This is a genomic window from Streptomyces flavochromogenes (assembly GCF_000717595.1).
GTDB lineage: Bacteria > Actinomycetota > Actinomycetes > Streptomycetales > Streptomycetaceae > Streptomyces > Streptomyces flavochromogenes.
Window position 1 is genome coordinate 14,894 of sequence record NZ_JNZO01000020.1, and the last position, 24,679, is coordinate 39,572.

Annotated in this window: 20 protein-coding genes; 10 read left to right on the forward strand and 10 right to left on the reverse strand. The window is 69.9% G+C overall.

The genetic code is table 11. The features are described 5' to 3' along the window. Positions 1 to 70: 70 nt before the first annotated feature. Positions 71 to 856, reverse strand: coding sequence for an ABC transporter permease (locus IF00_RS0124485; RefSeq protein WP_030321435.1), 786 nt, complete (start codon positions 854 to 856; stop codon positions 71 to 73). Further along, entirely contained in the window at positions 853 to 1,824 is a 972-nt protein-coding gene (locus IF00_RS0124490; RefSeq protein WP_030321438.1) for a daunorubicin resistance protein DrrA family ABC transporter ATP-binding protein, read from the reverse strand. The genes IF00_RS0124485 and IF00_RS0124490 overlap by 4 nt, the downstream gene beginning before the upstream one ends. An 87-nt stretch (positions 1,825 to 1,911) precedes the next feature. On the opposite strand from IF00_RS0124490, the gene IF00_RS0124495 reads away from it, so the two are divergent. Continuing rightward, on the forward strand, positions 1,912 to 2,733 hold the full coding sequence (locus tag IF00_RS0124495) for a TetR/AcrR family transcriptional regulator (protein WP_245234618.1): 822 nt from the start codon (positions 1,912 to 1,914) through the stop codon (positions 2,731 to 2,733). Here the strand turns inward: IF00_RS0124495 and IF00_RS0124500 are convergent. Both IF00_RS0124500 and IF00_RS0124505 read right to left on the reverse strand, forming a co-directional pair. Further along, complete coding sequence (locus IF00_RS0124500) at positions 2,700 to 3,704, reverse strand: methyltransferase (RefSeq protein WP_030321442.1); 1,005 nt, start codon at positions 3,702 to 3,704, stop codon at positions 2,700 to 2,702. The two genes, IF00_RS0124495 and IF00_RS0124500, sit on opposite strands and share 34 nt — an antisense overlap. A 136-nt stretch (positions 3,705 to 3,840) precedes the next feature. Further along, entirely contained in the window at positions 3,841 to 4,782 is a 942-nt protein-coding gene (locus IF00_RS0124505; protein ID WP_030321444.1) for an aromatase/cyclase, read from the reverse strand. A gap of 208 nt (positions 4,783 to 4,990) precedes the next feature. Here IF00_RS0124505 and IF00_RS0124510 point away from each other — a divergent pair, with 208 nt between their 5' ends. From IF00_RS0124510 to IF00_RS44000, 6 genes are all read left to right on the forward strand, one after another. Beyond that, the gene (locus IF00_RS0124510; RefSeq protein WP_030321446.1) at positions 4,991 to 5,668 is read left to right on the forward strand and encodes a TcmI family type II polyketide cyclase; all 678 of its coding nucleotides are present in this window, start codon (positions 4,991 to 4,993) and stop codon (positions 5,666 to 5,668) included. Beyond that, a complete protein-coding gene (locus IF00_RS0124515; RefSeq protein ID WP_030321448.1) occupies positions 5,665 to 6,870 on the forward strand; it encodes a cytochrome P450 in 1,206 nt (401 codons plus the stop codon). The genes IF00_RS0124510 and IF00_RS0124515 overlap by 4 nt, the downstream gene beginning before the upstream one ends. 135 nt (positions 6,871 to 7,005) lie before the next feature. Beyond that, positions 7,006 to 7,698, forward strand: a complete 693-nt coding sequence (locus tag IF00_RS0124520) for a Clp protease N-terminal domain-containing protein (RefSeq protein ID WP_030321450.1) — start codon at positions 7,006 to 7,008, stop codon at positions 7,696 to 7,698. 458 nt (positions 7,699 to 8,156) lie between these two features. Next, positions 8,157 to 8,897: an SDR family oxidoreductase gene (locus tag IF00_RS0124525; RefSeq protein ID WP_030321454.1), complete on the forward strand. Its 741-nt coding sequence runs from the start codon at positions 8,157 to 8,159 to the stop codon at positions 8,895 to 8,897. A 121-nt stretch (positions 8,898 to 9,018) separates the two neighbouring features. Further along, positions 9,019 to 9,672 carry a 4'-phosphopantetheinyl transferase family protein gene (locus IF00_RS0124530; protein ID WP_030321455.1) on the forward strand — a complete coding sequence of 218 codons (654 nt, stop codon included), beginning with the start codon at positions 9,019 to 9,021 and terminating at the stop codon, positions 9,670 to 9,672. A 222-nt stretch (positions 9,673 to 9,894) separates the two neighbouring features. Next, the gene (locus IF00_RS44000; RefSeq protein WP_388311865.1) at positions 9,895 to 11,187 is read left to right on the forward strand and encodes an eCIS core domain-containing protein; all 1,293 of its coding nucleotides are present in this window, start codon (positions 9,895 to 9,897) and stop codon (positions 11,185 to 11,187) included. Positions 11,188 to 11,632: 445 nt separating this feature from the next. Here the strand turns inward: IF00_RS44000 and IF00_RS0124540 are convergent, their stop codons facing one another. Further along, on the reverse strand, positions 11,633 to 12,868 hold the full coding sequence (locus tag IF00_RS0124540; RefSeq protein ID WP_030321459.1) for an amidohydrolase family protein: 1,236 nt from the start codon (positions 12,866 to 12,868) through the stop codon (positions 11,633 to 11,635). A 93-nt stretch (positions 12,869 to 12,961) separates the two neighbouring features. On the opposite strand from IF00_RS0124540, the gene IF00_RS0124545 reads away from it, so the two are divergent. Then, the gene (locus IF00_RS0124545; protein WP_030321461.1) at positions 12,962 to 13,426 is read left to right on the forward strand and encodes a MarR family winged helix-turn-helix transcriptional regulator; all 465 of its coding nucleotides are present in this window, start codon (positions 12,962 to 12,964) and stop codon (positions 13,424 to 13,426) included. 151 nt (positions 13,427 to 13,577) lie between these two features. Here the strand turns inward: IF00_RS0124545 and IF00_RS0124550 are convergent, their stop codons facing one another. After that, the gene (locus IF00_RS0124550) at positions 13,578 to 13,919 is read right to left on the reverse strand and encodes a beta/gamma crystallin domain-containing protein (protein WP_030321463.1); all 342 of its coding nucleotides are present in this window, start codon (positions 13,917 to 13,919) and stop codon (positions 13,578 to 13,580) included. Between the two features lie 411 nt (positions 13,920 to 14,330). Continuing rightward, positions 14,331 to 15,482, reverse strand: a complete 1,152-nt coding sequence (locus IF00_RS0124555) for an EstA family serine hydrolase (RefSeq protein ID WP_030321465.1) — start codon at positions 15,480 to 15,482, stop codon at positions 14,331 to 14,333. A 576-nt stretch (positions 15,483 to 16,058) separates the two neighbouring features. Here IF00_RS0124555 and IF00_RS0124560 point away from each other — a divergent pair. After that, positions 16,059 to 19,169 carry an AfsR/SARP family transcriptional regulator gene (locus IF00_RS0124560; RefSeq protein WP_030321467.1) on the forward strand — a complete coding sequence of 1,037 codons (3,111 nt, stop codon included), beginning with the start codon at positions 16,059 to 16,061 and terminating at the stop codon, positions 19,167 to 19,169. A 358-nt stretch (positions 19,170 to 19,527) separates the two neighbouring features. Here the strand turns inward: IF00_RS0124560 and IF00_RS0124565 are convergent, their stop codons facing one another. Next, positions 19,528 to 20,361 (reverse strand): alpha/beta fold hydrolase, encoded by an 834-nt coding sequence (locus IF00_RS0124565; RefSeq protein ID WP_030321469.1) that lies wholly within the window; start codon positions 20,359 to 20,361, stop codon positions 19,528 to 19,530. Between the two features lie 308 nt (positions 20,362 to 20,669). Continuing rightward, on the reverse strand, positions 20,670 to 21,506 hold the full coding sequence (locus IF00_RS0124570) for an alpha/beta fold hydrolase (RefSeq protein ID WP_030321471.1): 837 nt from the start codon (positions 21,504 to 21,506) through the stop codon (positions 20,670 to 20,672). A 1,230-nt stretch (positions 21,507 to 22,736) separates the two neighbouring features. On the opposite strand from IF00_RS0124570, the gene IF00_RS0124580 reads away from it, so the two are divergent. Then, a complete protein-coding gene (locus IF00_RS0124580) occupies positions 22,737 to 23,318 on the forward strand; it encodes a sigma-70 family RNA polymerase sigma factor (RefSeq protein ID WP_030321474.1) in 582 nt (193 codons plus the stop codon). Between the two features lie 568 nt (positions 23,319 to 23,886). On the opposite strand, the gene IF00_RS0124585 is transcribed toward IF00_RS0124580, so the two are convergent. Continuing rightward, a complete protein-coding gene (locus tag IF00_RS0124585) occupies positions 23,887 to 24,360 on the reverse strand; it encodes a Dps family protein (RefSeq protein ID WP_030321476.1) in 474 nt (157 codons plus the stop codon). Positions 24,361 to 24,679 lie beyond the last annotated feature (319 nt).

The following is a 24,679-nucleotide window of genomic DNA, read 5'->3' on the forward strand; positions in this document are numbered from 1 at the left end:
CACCCGTGGCGGTACTGGAGACGCCCCGGCTCACCCGCCGCGGCCCCGGGTGGGAGACGCGCGTACGGATCTAGAGTCCGGCGCGGGCGAAGCGACGCACCGAGAGCGGCACGAAGATCAGCAACAGCAGGCCGGCCCACAGCAGGCTCGCGGTCACCGGGTGGGTCAGCGGCCACGCGGCGTCCGGGCCGGGAGCACCGGGGTTGCCGAAGAGCTCGCGCGCGGCCGCCGCGGCGGAGCTGAGCGGGTTCCACTCGCACAGCGCCCGGAGGCCGACCGGCATCCGGTCGGTGGGCACGAGGGCGTTGGACACCATGGTGAGCGACAGCGTGAGCGGTGCAAGCCGGGCCGCGGTCCGTGCCGACCGCACCACAAGGCCCAGGTAGGTGCCGACCCATGCCAGCGCGTAGCGGAACAGCAGGAGCAGGCCGATGCCGGCCAGCGCCCGCGGAACACCGTCGTGCGGCCGCCAGCCGACGACGAGGCCGCACACCATCAGGACCGCGAGGCCGTAGGCCCCGAGGATCCCCTCGGCGCCGCTCTGGCCGAGCGGCACGGACACCCGGTGGGTCGGGAGCGAACGCAGACGCTCCATCACCCCGCGCGCCTGGTCCTTCGCCACCTCCACCATGGCGGTGGACAGGGCGGTCCCGGTCGTCATCACGAACAGGCCGGGCATCATGAACTCGCGGTAGTTCGAGGTGCCCGGCACCTCGATCGCGCCGCCGAACACGAAGCCGAAAAGCACCACGAACACGCTCGGCATCATGAGCATGGTGAGCAGGGTGCCGGGCTCGTGGCGCAGCCGGAACAGCCTTCGCTGGGTCAGCGTCCAGCCGTCGGCCAGGAGGTTCACGACATCGCCTCGGGCGTCTCGACCGGGTGCGCCGGTGCGACGGTCTGCCCGGTCATCGTCAGGAAGACGTCGTCCAGGCAGGGCTCGCGGATCCCGATGTTCCTGATCACCGCGCCGGACGCGTCCAGTTCACTCACGATCAGCGGCAGGGCGGGCGCCTGATCCACCGCGGCCACGACGATGCGTGATCCGTCGGCCTCCGGGCACCGGCCGGTCAGCCGCTCCAGCCTCGCCATGGCACTCGGCACATGGTCCGCCGACTCGACCACGACGTCGATGTGACGGCCGATCTGGGCTTTGAGCTGGGCCGGACTGCCTTCGGCGATCAGCCGGCCGCGGTCGATCACGCCGACCGCCGTGGCGAGCCGCTCCACCTCCTCCAGACACGGGGTGGTGAGGAGGACCGTGGTGCCGTCGGCCACCAGCCCGCGCACGCTCTCCCAGATCTCGGCGCGACTGGAGGCGTCGAGCCCGGTGGTCGGCTCGTCGAGGAAGAGCACAGCGGGAGCCCGTAACAGACTGGCGATCAGGTGGATCCGGCGGCGCATGCCATCGGAGTACGTGCCGACCAGCCGATCACCGGAGTGGGCGAGACCGAACCGTTCCAGCAGCTCGTCGGCGCGCCGGCGGGCGCCGCGCGAGCCGAGGCGCGAGAGGCGGCCGAGGATCCGCAGGTTCTCCCGGCCGGTCAGTCCGTCGTCGAACGAGGCGTCCTGACCGGCCAGGCCGATCACCTTCCGCACATCGGCCGGATTCCGGGCCACGTCGAACCCGGCGACGACGGCCCGCCCGCTGCTGGGCCTGGTCAGGGTGGTCAGGATCCGCACGGTGGTGCTCTTCCCCGCGCCCTTCGGGCCGAGCAGGCCGTAGACGGTGTGCGACGGCACCACCAGGTCCAGGCCGTCCAGCGCGACGACGCCCCCGTACTGCTTCCTCACATCCTCGGTGTACATGATCGCGTCTTCCATGCATGAACCCCTCACCGAGTACGGTGTACGCGATTTTAGCGTAGCCAACTGAGTGCGCCGTACGCAACTCTGTGGCGGACGCGTAGGATGACTGTCGTGTCGGACTCGAAACCAATCATCTGGATGCGACCGGAGAAGCCGGCGCGAGGCCCCGCGCCGGCGCACAGTCGTGGGCAGATCGCCGCGGTGGCGATCGACATCGCGGACTCCGAGGGCATCGAAGCCGCGTCGGTGCGCGCCATCGCCAAGCGACTCGGCACCGGTGCGATGACCCTCTACCGCTACCTGCCGGCCAAGGAAGACCTGTACACGGTGATGATCGACGAGGCGACCGGCTTCGAGCCGCAGGAGCCGACCGGCGATCTCCGGGCGGATCTGACGACCTTGGCCCTCCGCCGCCGGCAGATCTTCCTGCGGCACCCCTGGCTCGCCCCGCTCCTCGCCACCCGCCCGATCATGGGCCCCAACTTCATGCGCGGCATGGAACGCGATCTCGCCGTCCTCGCCGGCTGCGGTCTGGGCATGGACGACACGGTCCACGTGCTCAACCTGATCCACTCCTGGGTCGGCGGCGCCGTGCAGGCCGAGTTGACCGAGCGGGCGACCGCGCAGCAGTCCGGCCTAGATCGCCATGCCTGGCGGCTGCGGATGGAGCCGTACCTCAAGTCCCTGCTGGAGACCGGTGAGTTCCCGCACCTGAGCCAGATGGTCCAGGCCTCCGAGATCGGGGAGGCGGACGAGCGGTTCACGAACGGCCTGGAGATCATCCTGGACGGAATCGAAGCCCGCTTCCCGACGGCCGCAGGGACGGACGGATCGCGCCGGCCGGTCGGCGACACCGGCGGTGGCGCGCCGTCGGCGCGGGGCGCGAACGGTCAGCCGACCGCACGCAGTTCGACGACGGAGTAGCGGTCGGCCGGCGTGACCGAGGTGGTGTGCAGGCCGACGGTTCCCGCCAGTTCGGCCAGTTGCTCCAGGGTGTGCTGCCGGCCGCCGAAGTAGCCGAGCATGCGCAGGTCGCCCTCCGTCTGCACGGTCCGGTCCCCGAAGTAGTCCACGACGAGCACGCGCCCCGTCGTCTGCGCCGCGTCGGCGCAGCGGCGCAGGATACGGGCGGCCGCCGCGTCGTCCCAGTTGTGCAGGATGCTCGACAGCAGATATCCGTCCGCACCCGCGGGAAGAGCGTCGAAGAAACTGCCGGCCGCGACGTCGGCCCGGTGGTCGAGACCGGCCGCGGCGATGGCCTTCTCGGCGCGGCGCACCGGGCCGGGCAGGTCGACGACCGTCCCCCTCAGATCGGGGTAGGACTGCAGGATGGCGATCAGCATGGTGCCGTCGCCACCGCCGACATCGACCACATGACGGAGCGATCCCCACGGATACGCCCCGACCACGGCCGGCGAGTGCGCCGTCAGCCTGGCGCCCATCAAGGTGTCGAAGGACTCGGCGCGCCCATCGTCGGACGACAGGTCGTCCCAGAACGTCACACCGTACTGCTGCGGGAACGCGGCCTCACCCGTACGCACCGTGTGCAACAGGTGGACGAGGCTCAACTCGGCGTGCCCCAGGGCTCCTTCGATGTCGAGTATGGCCCGCATGTCCTCGGGCGCGCCCTCGCACAGGTGGCGGCCCATGGCCGTCACGCCGTAGGCGCCGGGCCCGGTGCCCGACAGCACGCCCGCGGTCACCAGGTGGTCCAGCAGCCGCCCCAGCGCGTCCCGGTCGGCGCCGACGGCCTCGGCCAGCGCCCCGGTCGTCCGGGCGCCCGCGGCGATGTGGTCGGCCAGCCGCAACGTCGCCGCCACCCGGACGGCCATCGGGGTCAGCAGATCGGCGGCTGCCCACACTCCCCCGCCTCGGGGGTTCGTCTCCTTGGCCATGAATCTCTCCTGACTCGGCGGTTCTCTGTTCATGGGACCCGGCCGGGACGGTGCCGGTGCGGCAGCTCACGTCCGGCCGGGCGGTTCCTCGCCCCTCGCGCTGCGGCGAGGTCTCCGGGAGGCCGGTGCGGCCGGCTCAGAAGCCGGCGCGCTCCTCCGCGTACGCCTTGGCGAGGCGGAGGTTGCTCATGCTGTTGCCGCTCAGCAGCCGTCGCAGGTACCGGCGCCCCTCGGCGACCGTCGTCGCACCGCCCAGCTGGGACAGCGCAGAGCGCTTGAGCGTGCTGGTGTGCCGGGCCTCGGCGATGACGCCTTCCGGCGTCTCGGTGAACCGCCAGTGGCCGGTGTGCGCGTCCAGCATCGTGGGCAGCGAGATCTGCTTGTACACGATCAGGTGGTTCGGGAGACAGATCCGCACCGAGCGGACGGTGTGCGTGCTGCCGTCCGGGCCCTTGGTGTCCATGTCGAAGAACTGGACGTTCGGCACGTCCTCGGTCATGGTGAGCCCCACCACGTGCGGGATGCGCTCGGGCCACAGGTCCGCCCGGTAGAGGTAGTCGTAGGCGTCCTCGACGGAGCCGGCGATGAACAGCGGGTCGGTGAAGGAGACGACGAGTTCGTCCAGATCGGCCCGGCGCTCGGCCGTGTCGCGGAGCGTGGCGAGGCAGTCCTCGCTCTCCTGCGCGATCCTGTCCAGCACCGGGCCGAGATCGGCGTCGGCCGGCGCGGCGACCTGGTGGCTCAGCTCGACCCGGGTCCGGTCCGGCGTCAGTTCGCTGAAGACCCACTCGCCGCGGAGGTCGGTGACGGGCTGTTCGGGTTCCTCGTGCGCGAAGGTGATGCGGCGCCCCGGCCGGTCCGTGCGGCGCACGGTCTGCCAGGTGCGGACGGCCGCGTCACCGGCCAGAGCCCAGTACCTGACCGACTCTCCCTTCTCGTTGGAGTGGATCGTCTCCGCGTGCACCGCGGACCGGTGGAACTGCGGCCACCGCGCGATGTCCGCGATCAGGTCGAACACCGTCTCCACGTCGGCCTCGATGGTGATGGCGTGGTCAACTCGCCGCTGCGTACTCGACACAACAAGACACCTCACAAGCGTCGTCACATCCGGATCCGTCGCGACCGACGATGTCCGCCCTCGATCGACCTCGCTTCGAGGACCCTTCGAGTTCGCCGTCCGCGTCCGGCCCCGGCCGTTGACCGGGCGTCGATCCGGCGTCGAAGGCGCGAGCGCAAGCTGGGCGCACCCCCGAAACGCACCCGGCCTATTCGTCAGGAGACGCTCCATGCCGAGCATCGTCACTGTCGGCACATTCGACAGCGGTGACGTCGCCGACGTCACCAAGATCCTTCAGGAGTTCGATGGCGAGGTCGCGTCCGAACTCCCCCAGCTGCGCCGCCGCCAGGTGTTCAGCTACAGCGACCTTTACGTGCACATGCAGGACTGGGACGTCGCCGACCCCGACGAGGCACACCGGATCCTCACCACCGACCCCCGGTGCACGCGGCTGAACGAACGTCTGTCGACCTATTTCGGCGATCACGCCGCCACGGAGGACTGGGACGGCCCGGTCGACCGGCCGACGGCCGAGCGTTTCTACCTGTGGCCGGCCGAGCGACTGGACGACCTGGAGCAGACGTACAGCGCGGTGATCGTCAACACCCAGCGGCAGGAACACATCCCCGAGGCGTCACGGCTGTTCGCGGAGTCGGACGCGACCGACATCCCTCAGAAGATGGGCACGCTGCGCCGCCAGATCTATCTGTGGCGCGGCATCTACCTGCACATCCAGGACTTCGCCGTAGCCGACAGCATGGAGGCGATCAGCGAGGTGTGGACGGAAGGCGATCCCCGCTTCCTCCAGCTCGTCGACGACCTCACGGAGATCATTCCGCCGTACGACCCGCAGGGCAATTCACTGGCCACCCGTTTCTACCACTGGGCTGCAGAGGTGTCAGCATGACGAAGATCCCGACCCACCCCATTCGCCGGCAGCTCCCCGGCGTACTGCCGGCCGAGTACGAGACACTGCGGGAACGAGGCATCGGCCAGGTCGAATTGCCCACGGGCAAACTCGTCTGGATGGTGGTGAGGCCGGAATACGCCCGCATCGTGCTCTCCGACCCGCGGTTCAGCTCGGACAAGACGGACGACCGATTTCCGAAGCTGACACCCAATTCACTGATGAAGCTGCGGTACTGCGCGCCGTTCATGATCAACCTGGACGGCCCGGAACACCTGAAGAAGAAGAAGTCCATCATGGACGAGTTCTCCCCGGAAGGACTCGCCCGGCTGCTGCCGCGCCTGCGGGTCGCCGTCGAGGAGAAGATCGACGACATGCTGCGGCAGCCGACGAAGCCGGTCGACCTGGTGAAGGAGCTGGCGTTCCCCATCGCGTGGCGCCTGCAGGAGATGTTCCTCGGCATCCCCGCGGCCGAGCTGCAGACGATGCGGGACAACGTCTGGAAGCTGCTGCTCGGCACCACCACCGAGGCCGAGGAGAGGGAAGCGGCCGACCGCCTGAACGGGCACGCGGAAGAGGTCCTGAAGGAGAAGTCCAAGCACCTCGGCGACGACATGATGAGTCGTCTGATCGTGCAGGAACGCGAGAAGCACGGCGAGGTCGACTGGTACGAACTCGCTCCGCTGATGCTGTCGAACGCCCAGGGTATTCACAACTCGGTGTCGACGATGATCGCGCTGGGCGTGCTCACCCTGCTGAACCACCCGGAGCAGCGGCCGACGCTGCTCGCTCACCCGGACCGGATGACGAACGCGGTGGACGAGATGCTGCGGTACTTCTCGGTCAACGACGGAACCCCCATGCGGCTCGCCACCGAGGACATGCGCATCGGCGACACGCTGATCAAGGCCGGTGACGGCGTGGCGGTGCCGACGCTGCCCGTCAACCGCGACCCGTCGGTGTGCCCGTATCCCCATCAGCTCGACATCATGCGGGAGGAGCCCGCCCGGCATCTGGCGTTCGGTCATGGACCGCACAAGTGTCCGGCGGACCGCCTGGTGCCGAGCCTGCTCGAGATCGTCTACACGACGCTCTTCGAGCGGGTCCCGACGCTCGCGCTCGCCGTGCCCGAGGCGGAACTGACGTACAAGTACCACTCGATCCAGGCGTTCGGCCCGGCCGAGATGCCGGTCACCTGGTAGCGGCGAAGGCCGCCGCGCTCATCGGCGACGGGCGTGGCCGCCGCGGAGCGCGGTGGCCACGCGGGCCCAGGACCGATCGAGAGAAATGACAACCTCGGGTTGACACCACCCGACTGACAACCTACGGTTGACACCATGACGCAGATCACTTCGCCGGTCAAGCTCGACGAGCTCATCACGGCGATCACCGAGAACCACACCTCCGCCCTCGACCAGCTCAGCGGCGCCATCCTGCTGGCCGACCACATCGGCGAGGTCGCCGACCATCTCATCGGCCACTTCGTCGACCAGGCCCGTCGCTCCGGCGCGTCCTGGACCGACATCGGTCGCAGCATGGGCGTCACCCGGCAGGCAGCCCAGAAGCGGTTCGTCGGCAAGCCCGACGCCAAGCCGTCGAATGCCTTCGAGAAGTTCTCCCAGCCCGCCCGCAGCGCGATCATCGCCGGCATGAACGAGGCCAAGACGGCCGGCAACGCCGAGATCGTCCCGGCGCATGTCCTCCTCGGCCTGCTCGGCACCGAGGGCAGCGCGGTCGGTGCCCTGCGGGCGCAGGGCATCGACCTCGACCGGGCGCGAGACACGGCGGTGGCCGCCCTGCCGCCGCGCAGTGACGCCGATCCGGTGCTGATCCCGTACGACGCCCGCGCGAAGAAGGCGCTGGAACTGGCGTCGCGGGTGGCCTTCCGCCTCGACCAGGACAACGTCAGCACCGGCCACATGCTGCTGGGGCTGCTGGAGGAGGAGGACGGCGCAGGCGTCCTGGCCTCGCTGGGCCTCGACACGGCGGCGGCCGAGCGTTTCGTGGCGGAAGCCGCCGACGAATCGTAGCGAGACCGTCCGGGTCCGTCCGCGGCCGTCGGCCGACGGCTGCGGACTCCTGGAATGGACACGGCACGGGCACCGAACGGGTTACGGCACGGGAGCTCCGGGCGAGGCGGAGCCGGCCGAAGGTGACACCCCGCCCGGATGTCCTCGTGCCCGCTCCGACCCTTGCCGGACTCCGTCGCGCCCTGCGCGTGGTGAACCGCCCAGGGCCTGATCCGAACGACAGGCCCTGGGCGGGTGCGACGGCGGCCGGACCTCCCGCGCAGGATCGCATCCCGTCCCCCTTTCCCGACCCCGTACATGCGGAGTGGTGTGATGACTTTCGACCGGACGCGGACCCTCGGCCTTCGGCGCCTACGGAGGGCACGTCGGCACACGACCGTGCGGGGAAGCCTCGCACCGGCGGGCTCCCTGACCGTGCCGCGCCGGCCGGCCGGTGCGCGTACGGGAGCGTCTGTCTGATGGCGACGCCGGGCACCGACGGCCGTGTCGCTCTCGTCACCGGCGCTTCGGGAGCCCTCGGCGCCGCCGTGGCACGGGTCCTCGACCACCGTGGCTACCGGCTGGCGTTGCACTACACCAGCGGCGAGGACCGGGCCCGCGCGCTGGCGGCCACGCTCAGCGGTCCGAGCACCCTCGTGCGCGCGGACGTCGCAGACTGGGCTGCCACCCGGGACATGGTCGACCGCGTACGCGCTGAGCTGGGAGGCATCAGCGTCCTCGTCAACGCGGGTGCGATCCGCCGGGACGGTCTCATGGCCACCCAGTCCGTCGACGACTGGACCCGGACCGTCGCCGTCAATCTGATCGGCACCTTCCATACCTGCCGGGCGACGCTCCCGGACATGCTGCGGGGCCGCTGGGGACGCATCATCAACGTCGTCTCGCCCGCCGGCCTCCTCGGCAGCCGGGGACAGACGGCGTACTCGGCGGCCAAGGCCGGTGTGCTGGGGATGACCCGGAGCCTGGCTCTGGAGTGCGGTCGGTTCGATGTGACGGTCAACGCGCTGTCACCCGGCCTCATGGCAACCGCGCTCACCGAGGAGCTGCCGGCCGCGGTCCGCGCCACGCTCGTGGCGCGGACCGCGTTCGACCGCATGGGCACGCCCGACGAGGTGGCCCGCGGCATCGAACTGCTGCTGGACGCCGACTACATGACCGGTCAAGTGCTGTCCATCGACGGGGGCATGTCGATCTCGTGACCGCCGTGCAGGACGGCTGCCCCCCCCCCGCGCCCGCCGGAGGAGTTCCCCGCGGCCTTCCTCCTGCGAAGTCCCGGCACCGGCCCGACACCACCGCGAACGCGAACACGGAAACCATCGCATGATCGGCTCCCTCTTGCCCCCCGCCGCCCGCTCCGTTCAGTCCTTCACCCCTCGGCTGGACATCACCCTGTCCCCTCGGGAAGAGGCGCTCATCGCCGGGGCCGTCCCGAAACGGCGCAACGAGTTCACCACCGTCCGCGCCTGCGCCCACGAAGCGCTGGCCGCGCTCGGCCTGGCTCCGGTTCCGCTGCTCCCTGACGAGCGGGGCGCCCCGGGCTGGCCGCCCGGGATCGTCGGCAGCATGACGCACTGCGCAGGCTACGCGGCCGCGACGGTGGCCCACGCCCATGAGATCGCCGCTCTCGGCATCGACGCCGAGCCCAACTGCCCGCTTCCGGAGGGGATGCTGGAGGCCATAACCCTCCCCGAGGAACGCTCCGCCCTGGCCTCACTCGCCGCCCTGCCCGCCTCGGCAGCCGAACCCGCGTGGGACCGCCTCCTGTTCAGCGCCAAGGAGTCCGTATACAAGGCGTGGTACCCCGTGACCCGCCGCCGGCTGAACTTCCAGGAGGCGTTCCTCGAATTCGCCCCGGACGGTACGTTCACCGCCCGCGTCTTCGTCCCCGCCCCGCCCGGACTCGCCCGCATGCGCGGACGTTGGGCCGCCGACAGCAGCCATGTGCTCACAGCCGTGGCCGTGGAGCAGGCGTAGAGCCTCACCGCCGGTTCCGAGGTCATGCGGTCGGCAGGCGTGGTGGGTGGCGCCGGGACGATGGCGCGGTTCCGGGCACCGTCGTCCGGAAGGTGTGCCAGGGATGTGTCGGGTGTTCGGAAGGCTGGGACCTGTGCCCGAGCGTCTGCCCTTCCAGACCTGGCGGCAGGGGGGTGCGACAGGGTGCTGTGGGCTGTGTCCCTTCGTTGAAAGGTTCCTCAGTTGGTACAGCACGAACGCCGCCCCGATCAGGCGGCTGAAGCCCAGGCCCCCAGGCCCCGGAAGCCCGAGCCGACGGATGCTGCCGGCATCCTGGCGCTCCAGCGCACCGCGGGCAACGCCGCCGTCCTGAGGATGCTCCAGCTTTCCGGTCACCCTCACGCCCGGCCTTCCGTCCAGCGCAAGGACCAGGCACAGGAACAGCACGTGCACGGCGCGAGCTGCGGTCACCAGCAGACCGCATCCGGCCGGCCCGCCGTCCAGCGTTCCACCGTCCACGATGTCCTCGCCGGAACCGGCCGCCCCATGGACGCCCCGCTGCGCGAGGAGATGGAAGCCCGCATCGGCGCCGACTTCTCCGACGTCCGCATCCACGACAACGGCGCCGCCCGCGCTTCCGCCGCCGAGATCGGCGCCCGCGCCTACACCAGTGGCAACAACGTCGTCATCGGCGACGGCGGGGGAGACAAACACACCCTCGCCCACGAACTCACCCACGTCGTCCAGCAGCGCCAGGGCCCCGTCTCCGGCACCAGCAACGGCGCCGGCCTCAGCATCTCCGACCCCGGCGACCGCTTCGAACGCGAAGCCGAAGCCAATGCGGCGAGAGTGATGGCAGGTGAACCCTCCGCGGTGCGATCGGCCGGTGACACGCCGCATCACTCGGCATCAGCGATTCAGCGAGCAGGCGGAAAAGGTCCGAAGAAGGCCGCCGTCAAAGCACCCGCCGTCGCCGTCGCTTCCACCGTGAAGACCATCAAATTTCCCGAGCAGGCCCCACAGACGATCAGCGAGACATACGACTCGCGAGAGGCGTCGCTAGGGGTCCACAAGGTAGGGGACCACGTCTACAAGATATTCGGCGGAGGCTCATTGGTCAAAGCCCCGTCGGGGTATACCAAAGCAGTGAAGGCCCTGAATGAGTTCAAGAAGCAGGGCCTGGGCGATCGAATTGCCGGTGCTGAGGCGGCAGGGCGCCTTACGTTTTCCGAGGGAGGGCAGGACAAAGTCGGCTGGGCTGTCAGAATGGACTTCGTCACTGGCACACGCTGGCAGATCGGAAAGCCGGGAGGGGATACGATCTTCAACAATGAGATCCGGGGTCTCGCGTTGCCCCAGCTGGAGGAGATCAAGGAGAATCTCATAAAGGCAAGAAAGGCGAAGGTCAACGACCTTCAAGGGGTCATAAATAGCGGAGTCATGCACTTCCTGGATCTCCACACCGGAGGATCCGGAAGCCAAGCGGAGTTTGCTATGGAATTTGTTGACGCCAGAATCGGAGAGCTGTCGCGATAGCAAGCGTGCCGCTGAACCGCCTGCCGGGTCTCCCGTCATCGGGGATGGCCGGTGCCGTTCCGGCTGCTGTCGTTGCGGTGCCGTTCCGGCCGGGTGTCCGCGTACGAGCTCCTCTGCACAGCCCTGCACAAGCTGCGGCGCAGAGGCCGAGCGGCACTCGTTCGGGGCCGTCCGATCACCAACTGGTCGTTGGACTGGGACGACTGGGTGACCGGACGGCCGTAGGCCGGCGCGGAGCGGCGCTGCGGGCGCCCTCGGCCGCTCGGAGCGGTCCGCACACTGCCCGACCGGACGGCCCCGGCACCCGCCGTGATGGTCCCCCGTCAGATCCAGGGCCGGGCCCCGAAGGGCCCGGCGCCCGGCCCTGCCCGTCTCCCCTTCTCCTCCTCCCCGCTACGAGGCGCCCGCACCGTGCCCGCCCACCGCATCGATGTCCACGCCCGAATCAGGCGGCCAGGCGGGTGCCGCGGCGCCACACCGCGCGGGTGTTGAGGGTGTCGGTGATGGTGGTCGTGGGGTCGCCGTCGACCAGGAGCAGGTCGGCGCGCAGGCCATCGGCGATCCGGCCGCGGTCGGAGAGGTGGAAGCGGCGGGCGGTCGTGGCGGTGGCGGCGCGCAAGGCGGCTGCGGGGGTCAGACCGGCTTCGACGAGGTGCTGCAGTTCCTGGTGGACACTGGCGCCGGGGGCGAGGCCGCCGAGGAAGGGCATGGGCTGGGAAACGTCGGTGCCCACCAACAGGTCCACCCCGGCGTCGGCGAGGGCCTTGACGCTGTCCAGGACGTCCTGGAGCTTGCCCTGGGGGTAATGGCCGAAGCAGGAGCGCAAGGTGGCGTCCCAGGCGGCGTTCAGGCGGGAGGCCACCCGCGGGTCGTCGGCCAGTTCCCTGCCGGTGATGCCCATCATGGAGGCGTTCAGCACGGTGCACGGCACGACGAACATGCCCGCGTCCTTGATCAGTGTGACGATCTCGTCGGTGGGAGGTTCGACGAACAGGTGGGCAAGGCCGTCGATCCCCGCCTCGATCGCCATGCGGGTGGCGTCGATGGTCAGTGCGTGGGCGACGGTCAGCGCGCCGTGCTTCTTCGCCGCGGCGACGCCGGCGTTCAAGGTGGCCTGGTCGAGCATGGGCAGGCCCGGGTGCCCCTCGACGCTGCCGTCGTCGATCATGAACTTGATGTAGTCCGAGCCGTGGGCGATCAGCTGCGGAATCGAGGCCGCCGCGGCCTCGGGGCCGGTGGCGTCAGGGCGGTAGGGCGGCTCGCCGCGGTGCTCGCCGCCCGGGCCGCCTCCGGCGGGCCTGCCCGGGTGGAAGTCCTTCGGGAACAGTTCGCTGGGGTGCCCGCCGGGCGGGGTCAGGGCGAAGCCCGAGGAGCGCACGTCGGCGACAGAGTCGTCCTCGCTGATAGCGCCGCGCCGGTTGCGAGTGTTGGCGCCCTGCATCTCCAGTTCGGTGGTGACGCCGAACTGCAGGGCCAGTGCGAGGGAGTCGCGGTCGGCGTGGACGTGCGCGTCGATCAGGCCGGGCAGCAGTGTCGCCCCGGCCCCGTCGACGACCTCGGCCTCGGCCGGGGCCTGGCCGCCGACCTGGACGATCCTGCTCCCTTGGATGACGACGGTGGTGACGCCGAGCGACTTCTCCCCGTCGAAGACCTGCGCGCCGGTGATGGCGGTGGTGCTCATGGTCGTGCCTCGCTTCTACTGGACTACAGATCCATACCTTAAGTCATATAGATGCAGCACGTATATCGATGGTGCGTGTCGTAGATTTGAGGCGTGAAGAGCCAGGAACAGCCTGTACCCGCCGACGACGACTCGCTCCTCGACAACGTGGGGCCGGCGCTGTCCCGGCTGCGTCGGCAGGTCGGGTCAGGACGTGGGGACCTGACCCGCAACATCGTCCTGAACGTGGTCGGCGACGCGGCGGGCCGGATCACAGTGGGCGGCGTCGCCGACAAGATGGGCGTCGCCCAGCCCGTCGCCAGCCGCGCCGTCGCCGCATGCATAGCGGAGGGCCTGCTTCGCCGCGTCGCCTCCCAACAGGACGGCCGCAGCAGTCGGCTCGAACTCACCGACGAGGGAGAATCGGCACGCAGGGCCTACGCCAGTGAGCAGCGCCTCGCCTTCGAGGAGATCACCGCGCACTGGGACAGTGCGGACCGCTTGCAGTTCGCGCGCTTCCTCACCAGATACGGCCAGGACGCAAGCGCCTGGACAACCCGCGGCAAGTCGGAAGGCTGATCCGACCGCTCAACGACGGCTGTCGGCGCTCGAAGCGACCTCGCCGCGGTCCGCCACCCCTCCGGCTGCCCCTCTCCCCCACCGCATCGGCGTTTCTGACTGCCCTGTCGACAACACTGATGGGCAATCATCTGGTGCGCGGCTGCGGGCGCTACCAGATCCTGATCTTCGTGATCTTGTGGATGGGCTCACCGGCGGCGTTGCCGAAATGCCACTTGTCCACGGTCGCGCTGGTTGCCGGCGCGCCCAGCCTCGGCACGTACTCCAACGTGACCTTGTTGTCTCCGGTCCAGATCCGATCCACGCCGTAGATCGCCACGCTCTGCACGCCCGCGTTGGCGAAGCAGAGGGAGCCGCCTGCGTTGTGAAGGGACAGGAGACCCAATCCATTGCAATCGGTGCGGTTGATGGCGTACGCCGACGAAGCAGGCAGCACAACGGCTATGGCTCCGGCCGCCGCGACTACCCCGAGGCGTGTGATGAAGCGTTTCACTGGTCAGTTGTTCCTTCCATGATGGTGCGGTGCCGCCGGGGGCCACGGCGCACGGCGGCATCGCAGGGACGCAGGCGCGTCCCATCAGCGCAACGTGGGGAAACGCGGTCCGGTTCACCGCTTGAGCGCCTTCTTCGGATCTGGTCGCGGTCTCCCGCCGCGCCTGTCGGCCCCTCACCCGAGGGCGCGTCTCCACGCTCCCGGCGGAGCTCCGGATCCAGTCGCGCCCCGCCGGCCGGATGCCGCCTGCCCACTCCGCCCGAGGGTCATAGGCGCCTCGGGGACCGCCCCGCAAGGCCCCGCGTGGCGTGCGGCTCGAGAGCCGCCAACCGGTATCCGGTGGCCCTGGCACCGCGACTGAGCGAGGTTCGCCGACCTCGGACAGGGTCGACGCCTCTCCTGTTCCCGAAGTCAGCAGGCGGTGGAGTCCAGGACTTCGTAGACATGCCTGATGTAGTCGTGGGTGCGCTGCGAGCCGAGGATTCCGTCGCCCAGCCGGTTCATCGTGTACGAGAACGTGACGCGCCGGTCGAGGTCCATCATGACGATCGAACCGCCCCGGCCGACCCAGAAGCAGACCCTTCCGGTGGGCATGTGCGGCATCGTCCTCGCATCGGCGAGCGCGAATCCGATGCCCCAGCGCACGGGAACGCCCAGGAACAGGTCGACCCCGTCCGCCTGTACGTCGAGGACCTTCTCCACCGTCTCCTCGGAAAGGAGCCGGAGGCCGTTCACCTGGCCTCGTCGGGAGATCACGGAGAGGGCACGGGCCATGCCTCGTGCGTTGCCGTGGCCGTTGACCGCGCCGAGTTCGGCACGGCGCCACTGCGGCGTGTCGACATGCTCGTCCCTGGCGGGACTTCCGAGCAAGGTCTTGATGAAGATCCCCTCGGGATCGAGACCGGCGGGTATCCCGGAGAGCTGCGCCGGGGCCACCAGTTCGGCGATGCGCGGCCAGTCGGCCTGCCGCGCACCGATCTGGACGTCGGCCAGCGACGGCCTGGCGATCTCCGTGTCGACGAACTCGGTCAGGGTACGGCCGCTGACCCGCCGGACGAGCTCTCCCACGAGCTGCCCCTGGGTCTGCACGTGATAGCCCGAGGCACTGCCCGGCTCCCACCAGGGCGCCTGCGCGGCCAGCCGGGCGCTGGCGGTAGGCCAGGCGTACAGATCGTCCATGGTGAACGGCTGCTGCCAGCCGGACAGCCCCGAGGTGTGCGCCAGGACGTGCCGCACCTCGATGTCCTGCTTGCCCTGGGCAGCGAATTCAGGCCAGTAGTGCGCGACCGGTCGGTAGAGATCCAGTGCCCCCCTGTCGACGAGGACGAGGGCCGCCAGACTGCTCAGGGTCTTGGTGGTCGACCAGAGGTTGACCAGTGTGTCCTGGCGCCACGGGACGGTTCGCGCTTCGTCGGCGTGCCCGCCCCAGAGATCGACTTCCATGACTCCGTCGACATCCACGGCGATCGACGCCCCCAGTTCCTCGCCTGACTCCAGGTGCGCTGCCAGCGCCGCTCGGACCGGTTCGAACCGGGCGGTACTCGTTCCTTCGACATGGACCATTGTTTTCTCTCCACTCCTGACGACGGCCGTTCGGTCACTCAACGGAGCGGATGTCACGCTGGTTCACGCGTCGTCGCAGGTGAGGGACGTCTGCCTGGAAGCACCTCTGGCAGGACGGCGCCTGCGGAGATACATCTGCACCGGCTCCGCGGCGCGGGCGCCCGCGGTTCGGCAGGCCGGAATCCGCGGCGCCTTCGCAGGGTGGTGGTTCCGGCGCTCGACCAGGATGGACCTTTCGCGGACCGCCTCACGCGCATCGTGTGCAGCACTCCGCGGGTCGGGGCTCCATCTCGACGAGGAAGCCGTCCAGCGCATGGCCGCCTCCGAAGGGATCACGCCGATCGGCGTCCTGCTAATGTCCCGTGTGGTATGCGGGAGGGGACGACGGGGTCCCCACCGCCCCGATCACCTCAGCAGCACCCATCTCGGCGGCTGGGTCACCGCGACGGGGATCGCGCGGGTCCGGTTTTCGTCACAGCGGGAGCGGATCGCCCTCATGTCGGCTGGTCGTGGTCATGTATGTGCTTCCGATGGTGGCGTCGGCGAGCGGGATTCTGGATGAGTACGGTGGCAGGCGTGGGACAGGATCTCGACTTCGGACTGCTGGGTCCGCTGGTGGTACGGCGAGCGGGGGCGGCACTCGATCCGGGCCGGCGCCGACAACGGCTGCTGCTGATCCGCCTGTTGCTCGCCGACGGCCGGGCGGTCGCTCCGCAGACGCTGTGCGAGGAACTGTGGCCGCAACAGCCGGGCCGGACACCGGACGGAGCGATGGGCTCCCTGCACGCCCATGTCAGCAAGGTACGCGCGGTCCTGGAACCCCGGCACCTGCGCCGGAAGGGCATCTGCGAGGTGCTGGTCACCGAGCCCTTGGGCTATGCCCTGCGGGTACCGGCCGAGAGCCGTGACACCGTGCGCTTCGAGCGGACCCTTGCCCGGGCGCACCGGTTCATGCACCAGGGTCGGCCCGAACACGTTGCGGAAGAGGCGCGAACAGCCCTGGAGATGTGGCGCGGCCCCGCGTTCGCCGACGCCGCGCACCACCTGTTCGTCGTCAACGAGGCGGCACGCCTGGAGGAACTGCGCCAGACCGCCCGTGAGATCCGTGCCACTGCGCTGCTCCTGCAAGGACGGATCGTCGAGGCCCTGGACGCGGCGCAGGAGATGACCGCGGAGCATCCTCTGCGGGAAACCGGCTGGGTCCTGCTGCTGCGCGCCCTGTACCTGGCAGGCCGGCACCCCGAAGCGCTCCAGCGCTACACCGACCTGCGCCGGCACCTCGCCGAGGAGCTCGGACTCGAACCCGGCCCGACCCTGCGCGCCCTGCACCACGGCATCCTCCACCACGACCTGCCGCCCCTTCGCCCAGCCGATGAGCTGAGCAGGTTCGGCGCGGCATCCGTATCCGGAGGGAGTACCGGACACGGGCGCGATCCGCTTGGGCCGAGCACGTCCGGAACGCCGGAGGCGGACGCGTCCGTGGGTCCGGCCGAGGACGAAGCGTCCGACGCCGCCGATCCGTCCGATGCGAGTCGCGACCCGGCGGCGGATGCCGAGGGAACGCCGCCGCCCCGGACCCGTCCGGCGCAACTGCCGCGCAGCCTGACGGTTTTCGCGGGGCGGGAGGCCGAGGGCGCGTGGCTGTCGGCCGTGAGCGGTGTGCCGACCCGGTCCGGAACGACCGCTGCCTCTGCCGTCGTCATCAGCGGGGCTCCCGGGGTCGGCAAGACCACCTTCGCCGTCCACCACGCCCACCGCATAGCCTCCTCCTTCCCCGACGGGCAGCTTTTCGTCGACCTGTGCGGTTTCCACCCCCACGCACCCGCCGTCGAACCCGGCAACGCTCTGCACGGCTTCCTGACCGCGCTGGGCATTCCCGCCCAGCGCATCCCGGAGGACACCCCGGGCCGCAGCACGCTCTTCCGCAGCCTCCTCGCCGACCGGCAGGTCCTCGTCGTCCTGGACAACGCCCGCGACGAGCAACAAGTGCGCCCCCTCCTCCCCGGGGGAGCGGGCTGCCTCACGCTGATCACCAGCCGCAACCGGCTTCCCGGGCTGATCACGACCGACGGCGCCCGGCCCCTCGCCCTCCCCCTGCCCTCACAGGCGGAGGCCCACCAAGCCCTCGAACGACGCCTGGGCACCGAACGAGTGGCCGCCGAGCCCGCCGCCACGGCAGACATCATCCGCCTGTGCGGACGGCTTCCCCTGGCCATGGCGGTGGTCGCCGCCCGCGCCGAACTCGATCCGTCCTTCCCCCTTCACGCCATCGTCGACGACCTGCGGGACACCGAGGGCCTGGACGCGTTCACCGGCTCCGACTCCACCACCGACGTACGCGCCGTCTTCTCCTGGTCCTACCGGTCCCTGGACGAGCCCACCGCCCGGCTCCTGCGCCTCCTGGCCCTGCACCCCGGCCCCCACATCACCGCCCCCGCCGCGGCGAGCCTCGCCGGTCTGCCCCTCGCCCGAACCCGCCGCGCGCTCGCCGGCCTGGTCAGCTCATGCCTCGTGGAACAACCGCTGCCCGGCCGCTACGGCCTGCACGACCTGCTGCGCGGCTACGCCACCGAACTCGTCCACGCCCACGACACCGTCCAGGAACGCCACCAGGCCACCCTCCGGATCCTGGACCACTACCTGTTCACCGCCCACGAGGCGAACCAGCTCCTCAAGCAGGACACGCCGCCCGACCTCGACCTCGGTGCACCCGGCCCGGGCGTCACCCCGGAGAGCCTCACCACCGTCGCGCAGGCGACCCGATGGCTCACCGCCGAACACCGGGTGCTGACCGGCCTCCTCCACACCGCCGTCGGCCAGGGGCTGGACCACCACACCACCGGCTTGGCCTGGTCGCTCAAGGAACATCTCAACCGCCAGGAATTCTGGCCCGAAGCCATCACCGCGCTGACCCCCGCCCTCGAAGTGGCCCGACGCCGGAACAACCGCCTGGAAGAAGGCCGTTGCCTACGCCACCTCGGCCACATCCACGGCTATCTCGGCCACCAGGAGCAAGCCCTTCAGCACCTGCGACGTGCCGTCACGATCTTCGAAGAGCTCGACGCGACCGGTGAACAGGCCCGAGCCCACTACGTCATGGCGTGTGCGCTGTTCCTGTTCGGCCGGATCCAGGAGGCCGTGACGTTCTCCGAAAAGGGACTGGAGCTGTCCCGGGAGACGGGTGAGGAGTTGTGGCTGGCCGAGTGCCTCATGGAGCTCGCCTGGTTCCACGCCAACCTCGGGCAGCTTGAGAAGAGCCTTGAGTACAGCGAGGAGGGCATCGCCTTGTTCCAGCGCCTGGGCGCGCCGTGGCAGCTGGCCCAGGCGTGGGACATCCTGGGCTACACCCTCCGTATGCTCGGCCGTTACGAGGAATCGGTGGCCACCTACCAGCGGGCGACACGGGCGTTCGAGGAGCTGGGCGACCACAGGAACGCCATCGGCTCACTGATGCGGCTGGGTGACACCCGGCTGGCGCTGGGCGACCGGGAAGGCGCACGGGCGAACTGGGTCCAGGCCCTCGAAAGCGCCGACGAGCGTGCCATGTCCCACAGCGCCCAGCAGGTCCGTGACCGGCTCACCGCGCTGGACATGGACGCGGACCCCGCACCCGCCGTGCCGGAGAGAGCGGCCGCCCGTCACGGTCATAAGCTTCCGACTCCGAGAAGTGGGCATCCTGCGGCTTAGAACTCCGGCAAGGGTGGTTCAGCGAAGGGCCGTCCTTCCCTCCGACGGCGCGGGGGCGGTGGACCTCCCCGTCGGGACGAACGGAGGCATCGCACGTCGTGGCGTGAGGTTTCCTCCGTAGCCCCGAACGGTTGCGGCTGCCGAACGGCCCGTCCGGGGCGCCGTCTGGTTTCCACCGGAGTACGTCCCGGGACGCCTTCGGGGGGCCTGTACGCGGCTCCGTCGGCGCGGTGGTCACCGTGGTGCGTCCTTCTTATCCGGATGCGGCGGGCGTGCAGGACTGCGCCCCGTCACCGCTCGGCGGTGACGGGGCGCGTGCGGGCGCCGTCCGGCCCGTGGGCGGCGCCGGCCTCCTGCCCTACTTGGCGAGGAAGGCGAGGAGGGCGTCGGTGACCTCCCGGGCGTGGGTCCACAGCAAGCCGTGCGGGGCACCCTCGACGACCACGTAGTCAGCCTGCGGAAGCGCCTTGTGGAAGAGCTCGCCGGTGGCTTCGATGGGCAGGATGCGGTCGGCGGTGCCGTGCAGGATCAGGGCCGGCACGTCGATCTTCCGGATGTCGGCACGGAAGTCGGTGGTCCACGTGGTGACGCAGGCCAGCGAGGCGTACCAGGAGGCGCCGGCGGCCACGTTCCAGCTGTTGCGGACGGCCGCCTCGCTGATCCGGGTGCCGAGGTTCTCGTCCAGGTTGTAGAAGTCCTGGTAGAACGCGCTGAAGTAGGCGTACCTGTCGGCGGTGACGGCCTGCTTGATGCCCTCGAAGACGCTCCCGTCGACACCCTCGGGGTTGTCGTCGGTCTTGAGCAGGAACGGCTCCAGCGAGGCGAGGAAGGCAGCCTTGGCGACCCGGGCCGAGCCGTAGGTGCCGAGGTAGCGGCCGACTTCTCCGGTGCCCATGGAGAACCCGACGAGGACAGCCTCGTGGAGGTCGAGGCTCTCCATGACGGTGTTCAGGTCGGCGGCGAAGGTGTCGTAGTCGTAGCCAGTGGTGGGCTGGCTGGAGCGGCCGAATCCGCGCCGGTCGTAGGTGATGACACGGTGGCCGGCCTCCAGCAGGGCCGCGGCCTGCTTCTCCCAGGAGTGGCCGTCGAGCGGATAGCCGTGGATCAGCACGACCGGCTGCCCCGTGCCGTGGTCCTCGTAATAGAGGTCGATGGTGGTGGAGTTCTCCTGGCCGACGGTGATGAACGGCATGGTTGTTGCTGCCTCTCGTTGTGGGTTGTGGTGCGGGATGGTGGTGCGGGTACGGTCGGAGGTCGTTGCGGGCCGCGGCTTCGGGTGACCGGCGTCGCATCCGCCGGCCTGGAAACGGTGACGGGGTGGGCGCGGTTCACGGTCTGGCCGAGAAGGGATTGCTGACGCGGCCGGAAGGCAGGGGGCATGAGTGACCCCTTGGGGGACGGATCCGCAACGGACCCCGCGGGAACGCGCACCCGACCGCGTATGCGGCTTGCGGAAGCACCTGCCGGAACGACTCCTCTGCCCGGATCGGCGGGTCCCGGTCAGCGGACCGTACGAGCCGCCTTCTCCACGATGCGGGCGACGGCGTCGGGACGCGAGACGGACACCGCGTGCGAGGCGTCGATCTCAGTCGTACGGGCGTGCGCCCGGGCCGACATGAAGCGCTGGGCCGCCACGGGGATGTTCCGGTCCTCGGTGGTGACCAGCGACCAGGAGGGAATCGTCTTCCAGGCGGCACGGGTGGAGTTCTCCTCCAGCGCGGCGGCGGCGATCGGACGCTGCCCGGTGGCCATGAGCCTCGCCTTGTCCGCAGGGACGTCCGCGGCGAACTGCTGGTGGAACTCGTCCGGCTTGATGAAGACGTCGGCGCCCGAGGCTCCGTCGGGAAGCGTGTAGTTCACCGGATCGATGACCTGGCCGAGGGTGCTGCCGGGAAACTTGTTCGTCAGGCCCAGCGAGTTCTCGCCCGTGTCGGGAAGGAACGCGGCGATGTAGACGAGCGCCTTGACCTTTTCCTCCAGGCCCGTGGCGGCCTGGCTGATGACGGTGCCTCCGTAGGAATGGCCGACCAGGACCACCGGGCCGTCGATGTGCTCGACGACGCTGCGCAGATAGGCGGCATCGGTGGCCGGTCCGCGCAGGGGGTTGGCGGCGGCCACCACCGGGTAGCCGGCACGCCGCAGCCGCTCGACGACCCCGTCCCAGCTGGAGGCGTCGGCGAACGCCCCGTGCTCCAGCACGATCGTCGGCCGGACCGGCGGACGGGGCGTCGCGCCGGCCGTGCCGGGCAGGGTGATGGTGGTGACGGAGAGGCCCACGGCCGCGACGCCGAGCAGGGTGACCAGACGGGCGGGCCTGGTCGGTCGGGTGATACGCATCTTCGATGTCCTTCTGTATGAGGGCTCTAGCCCTGAGAGGGCGGGACGGCAAGGCGAACCGGCTCCGGCGAGAAACACGGCACAACGTCACATCGCAATCAATTGATTCGTGTGCAATGAGAATGGGCGTGAGACTTCGTCCTGGCTCATCGGACGGTGGGCGGCTCCGGGGCCTGACCGACCCTGCCGACTGCCGCCACAACAGCCGGCAGGGCTGACGTCCGGTCAGTGCTTTCATGTGCCCGGACGTCACTGCTTCCTACGAGCGATCCCGCACCGCGGTTCACCGACGGTGGTGACCTCGGCGTCCGTTCCGGCCCGAGCGGTCCTGAGGGGAACTCCGCGGAGCCAGGAGCGTCCGCGCGCGCGGCCATGCGAGGACCTCCAACCCTCAGCCCTGCCAGACGTCGTGACGGCGACCGGCAGGTGGGCCGACAGACCCTCGGATCCATCGGCCCCATGCCCGGCATCGCCTGTCGCCGGGCTGCCGCGATGGCCATGCCGCAGGTGCTGGTTCGGCACCCGTGTCCCGGTCTTCGGGGGCCGGGGCGTCGCTCCGGCCCCCGACGAGGGCGGTGACTGCTTCCGGAGCCTCTCGTACACCTCGACGGCCGTCACCAGGTGGCCGACGGCGTTGGGGTGGGCGGATCCGGACGTCCGCGGCAGCAGCGGGTCGATCCACTGCCCGTCCGGGGGCCGGCACACATCGTGGCCCCGGAACACCGAAGAGGTGTCGACGAACTCGGCCTGCCTCAGGAGAGCCGACATCCCCAGCATGACGTTCAGCCGGTTCGAGGGATCACCTCACCGCCCCCCGCCCTGGAAGTGGCACAGCGCCGGGCCACCGCCCCCTGCCAGGAAGCCCCGTGGCGTGAGGTCCAGCGCTGGGACCGCGTGAGCTGTGCCCTCCATGGACTCGACCGGTACGAGGAGGCGGCGGGCGCCGGACGCGTTCGAGCAACTGGAGGCCCACAGGAATGCGGTGGGTGCACCCCGTAGACCCCCTGCCCCGGCCCTTTTCCTCCGGCCGGGGGCCAGAGCTTCGTCGGCGCCGCCGAGCATCCCCTCGGGGGACACGACGACGCGCCGGGAGTCGGCGGCATGGACCGACAAGCGGTGCGACAAGGAGACGACAAGGTTCCGCAAAGGGGTCCCGCCGAGTGTGGAGCCACTCCCCCGCGCAAGCGGGGGAGCACGCCACGGAACACTCGAACAGAATTGGCACCACCCATGAACGGGACCATGAAGGCGGGGACGGCCCCCCTCGCTCCGACTCGGGCTCATGCCCCGCACGTCGCTTCGGACACCGACCACGACGCCTTCGTACGAGACATCTACGAGCAGTACGGGCCTCTGCTCGTCCGGTACGCCGCGCGGCTGCTGGACGGCGACTGGCACAGAGCGGAAGACATCCTCCAGGAGACCGCGGCGCGCGCCTGGAAACACGCCCTGTTCTTGAGCGCCCGCAGCGAACACATCCGGCCGTGGCTGTTCACCGTGGTCAGGAACCTGGTCATCGACCATCACCGGGCCCGGCAGATCCGGCCACTGGATCTGATGGCAGTCGAGGACCTGAACGTGTCCTGGGACGCCACGGAGTCCACGATCACCTCACACGCGGTGCTGGAGGCGCTGCGGGAGCTGAAGGAGCAGCACCGAACCGTCATCCGTCTCATGTACTTCCTGGAATGCAGCGTGGCCCAGGCGGCCGAGCACCTCGGCATCCCGCCCGGCACCGTCAAGAGCCGCGCCTTCTACGCCGTGCGGGCCCTGCGCAAGGCATTGGAGAGGCAGGGCGTACTCGGCATGTAGTCGCGGCACGGACGTATGGTGCCGGCGTGTTGCCGGTCCCCTCGCGTATCGGTCCGCTCGCGTTCGAGGGGGCTTCGACAGCGACGGGAGAAGACGCGCAAGCAGGTCGAGGAGGGCGCTGCCGACCGCAGCCTCGACGGTCGCTTCGGACAGGACGATCCGTCCGTCGGTAACCGTCTCGTCCACCGGACATGGCTGTCTTCGCACCGTTGCCGTCCCCGAAAGGCAGGCAGGCCGGGGACGGATCGTGGAACCGGAGAGCTCGGAGCGATCTCCGAACTCGTCGTCGAGAAGGCCCGCTGCGGCAGGAACGGCACCGGGCCGAGCTCGTGTTCCCGCCGCGGCAGGGGGGCGTCGGCACCCGTGCGAAGTACTGGCCGGTGGTTGCCGACCATGCTCCTCCAGCTCCACCACCGGGCCGGGCACGGCATTCTGCCCGCCGGCCGGCGTGGACCGCTCACCCTCACCCGGGCTGCCCACGAGGTGCGCCCCTTCGGAGACCGCACACCTCCGGGGGTCCGCAGTCAGGGACCGGCGGTCACCCCGCCCGACAGCACGCGCGACCTTGTCAGGCGCGGTTCTCCGCCTGGAACATCCAACATTGCCTCTCCAGTTCGGCCGTCAGTCCGATGAGGAGATCCTGGCTCACGGCGTCCACCGAGCCAGTCGCCTCGATGCGTTCCCGCACCCTCCCGATGACCGCGGAGAACATGTGCACCAGGGCGTCGACGGCGTCGCCGTCCTTCGTCCAGCCTGACGGGAAGGCAGGCAAGCCGCTGGTACCCGCGATGGTGCCCGCCCGTCCGTCCGGACTCACTCCCAGCGCAGCCGCGCGTTCGGCCACCGTGTCCGCGTGGTCGCGTGCGATCGCGGCGACCTCGTCGAGCTGGACGTGGACTGATCGGAAGCGGGGTCCGTACAGGTTCCAGTGGGCCTGCTTGGCCACCAGAGACAGATCGAGCAGGTCGACCAAGGTCGCCTGGAGGGCCGCGCCGGCGATCTCGCGGTCGCCCTCCGGCAGTGGGCTGTTGATCATCGTCATAGGTCTACGGTCCTTAGGGAGTGGCGTCGGCATCATGACAAGGAGGCCGACGGATTGCCGTCTGGATGAACACCGGCCCTCACACGCACCCGCTTCGGAGCGCCGACGACCTCGGCGCTATGTACGGCCGCAGACCCCGAGGGGTTCAGCCTCTCCGGCATACGGCTGCGCACGCCGCACGACGCCCGGCCATCTCGCATGACTCCGGACCGAGGCCATACCCGCAGGTCAGGACCGGAGCAAAGCCGAAGCATGGATCGACTGAGCGGCAGCACGCGTGGATCGCCTCGACACGCTGAACACACCGCCCCGGCTGCCC

What these genes read in the sequence shown, in the direction of transcription:
- IF00_RS0124495 (WP_245234618.1), top strand. Translation starts at nt 1,912, where the DNA reads ATGACTGTCGTGTCGGACTCGAAACCAATCATCTGGATGCGACCGGAG.
- IF00_RS0124530 (WP_030321455.1), top strand. Translation starts at nt 9,019, where the DNA reads ATGATCGGCTCCCTCTTGCCCCCCGCCGCCCGCTCCGTTCAGTCCTTC.
- IF00_RS0124580 (WP_030321474.1), top strand. Translation starts at nt 22,737, where the DNA reads ATGAACGGGACCATGAAGGCGGGGACGGCCCCCCTCGCTCCGACTCGG.
- IF00_RS0124565 (WP_030321469.1), bottom strand. Translation starts at nt 20,361, where the DNA reads ATGCCGTTCATCACCGTCGGCCAGGAGAACTCCACCACCATCGACCTC.
- IF00_RS0124515 (WP_030321448.1), top strand. Translation starts at nt 5,665, where the DNA reads ATGACGAAGATCCCGACCCACCCCATTCGCCGGCAGCTCCCCGGCGTA.
- IF00_RS0124570 (WP_030321471.1), bottom strand. Translation starts at nt 21,506, where the DNA reads ATGCGTATCACCCGACCGACCAGGCCCGCCCGTCTGGTCACCCTGCTC.
- IF00_RS0124555 (WP_030321465.1), bottom strand. Translation starts at nt 15,482, where the DNA reads ATGGTCCATGTCGAAGGAACGAGTACCGCCCGGTTCGAACCGGTCCGA.
- IF00_RS0124525 (WP_030321454.1), top strand. Translation starts at nt 8,157, where the DNA reads ATGGCGACGCCGGGCACCGACGGCCGTGTCGCTCTCGTCACCGGCGCT.
- IF00_RS0124490 (WP_030321438.1), bottom strand. Translation starts at nt 1,824, where the DNA reads ATGGAAGACGCGATCATGTACACCGAGGATGTGAGGAAGCAGTACGGG.
- IF00_RS0124540 (WP_030321459.1), bottom strand. Translation starts at nt 12,868, where the DNA reads ATGAGCACCACCGCCATCACCGGCGCGCAGGTCTTCGACGGGGAGAAG.
- IF00_RS0124520 (WP_030321450.1), top strand. Translation starts at nt 7,006, where the DNA reads ATGACGCAGATCACTTCGCCGGTCAAGCTCGACGAGCTCATCACGGCG.
- IF00_RS0124510 (WP_030321446.1), top strand. Translation starts at nt 4,991, where the DNA reads ATGCCGAGCATCGTCACTGTCGGCACATTCGACAGCGGTGACGTCGCC.
- IF00_RS0124500 (WP_030321442.1), bottom strand. Translation starts at nt 3,704, where the DNA reads ATGGCCAAGGAGACGAACCCCCGAGGCGGGGGAGTGTGGGCAGCCGCC.
- IF00_RS0124585 (WP_030321476.1), bottom strand. Translation starts at nt 24,360, where the DNA reads ATGACGATGATCAACAGCCCACTGCCGGAGGGCGACCGCGAGATCGCC.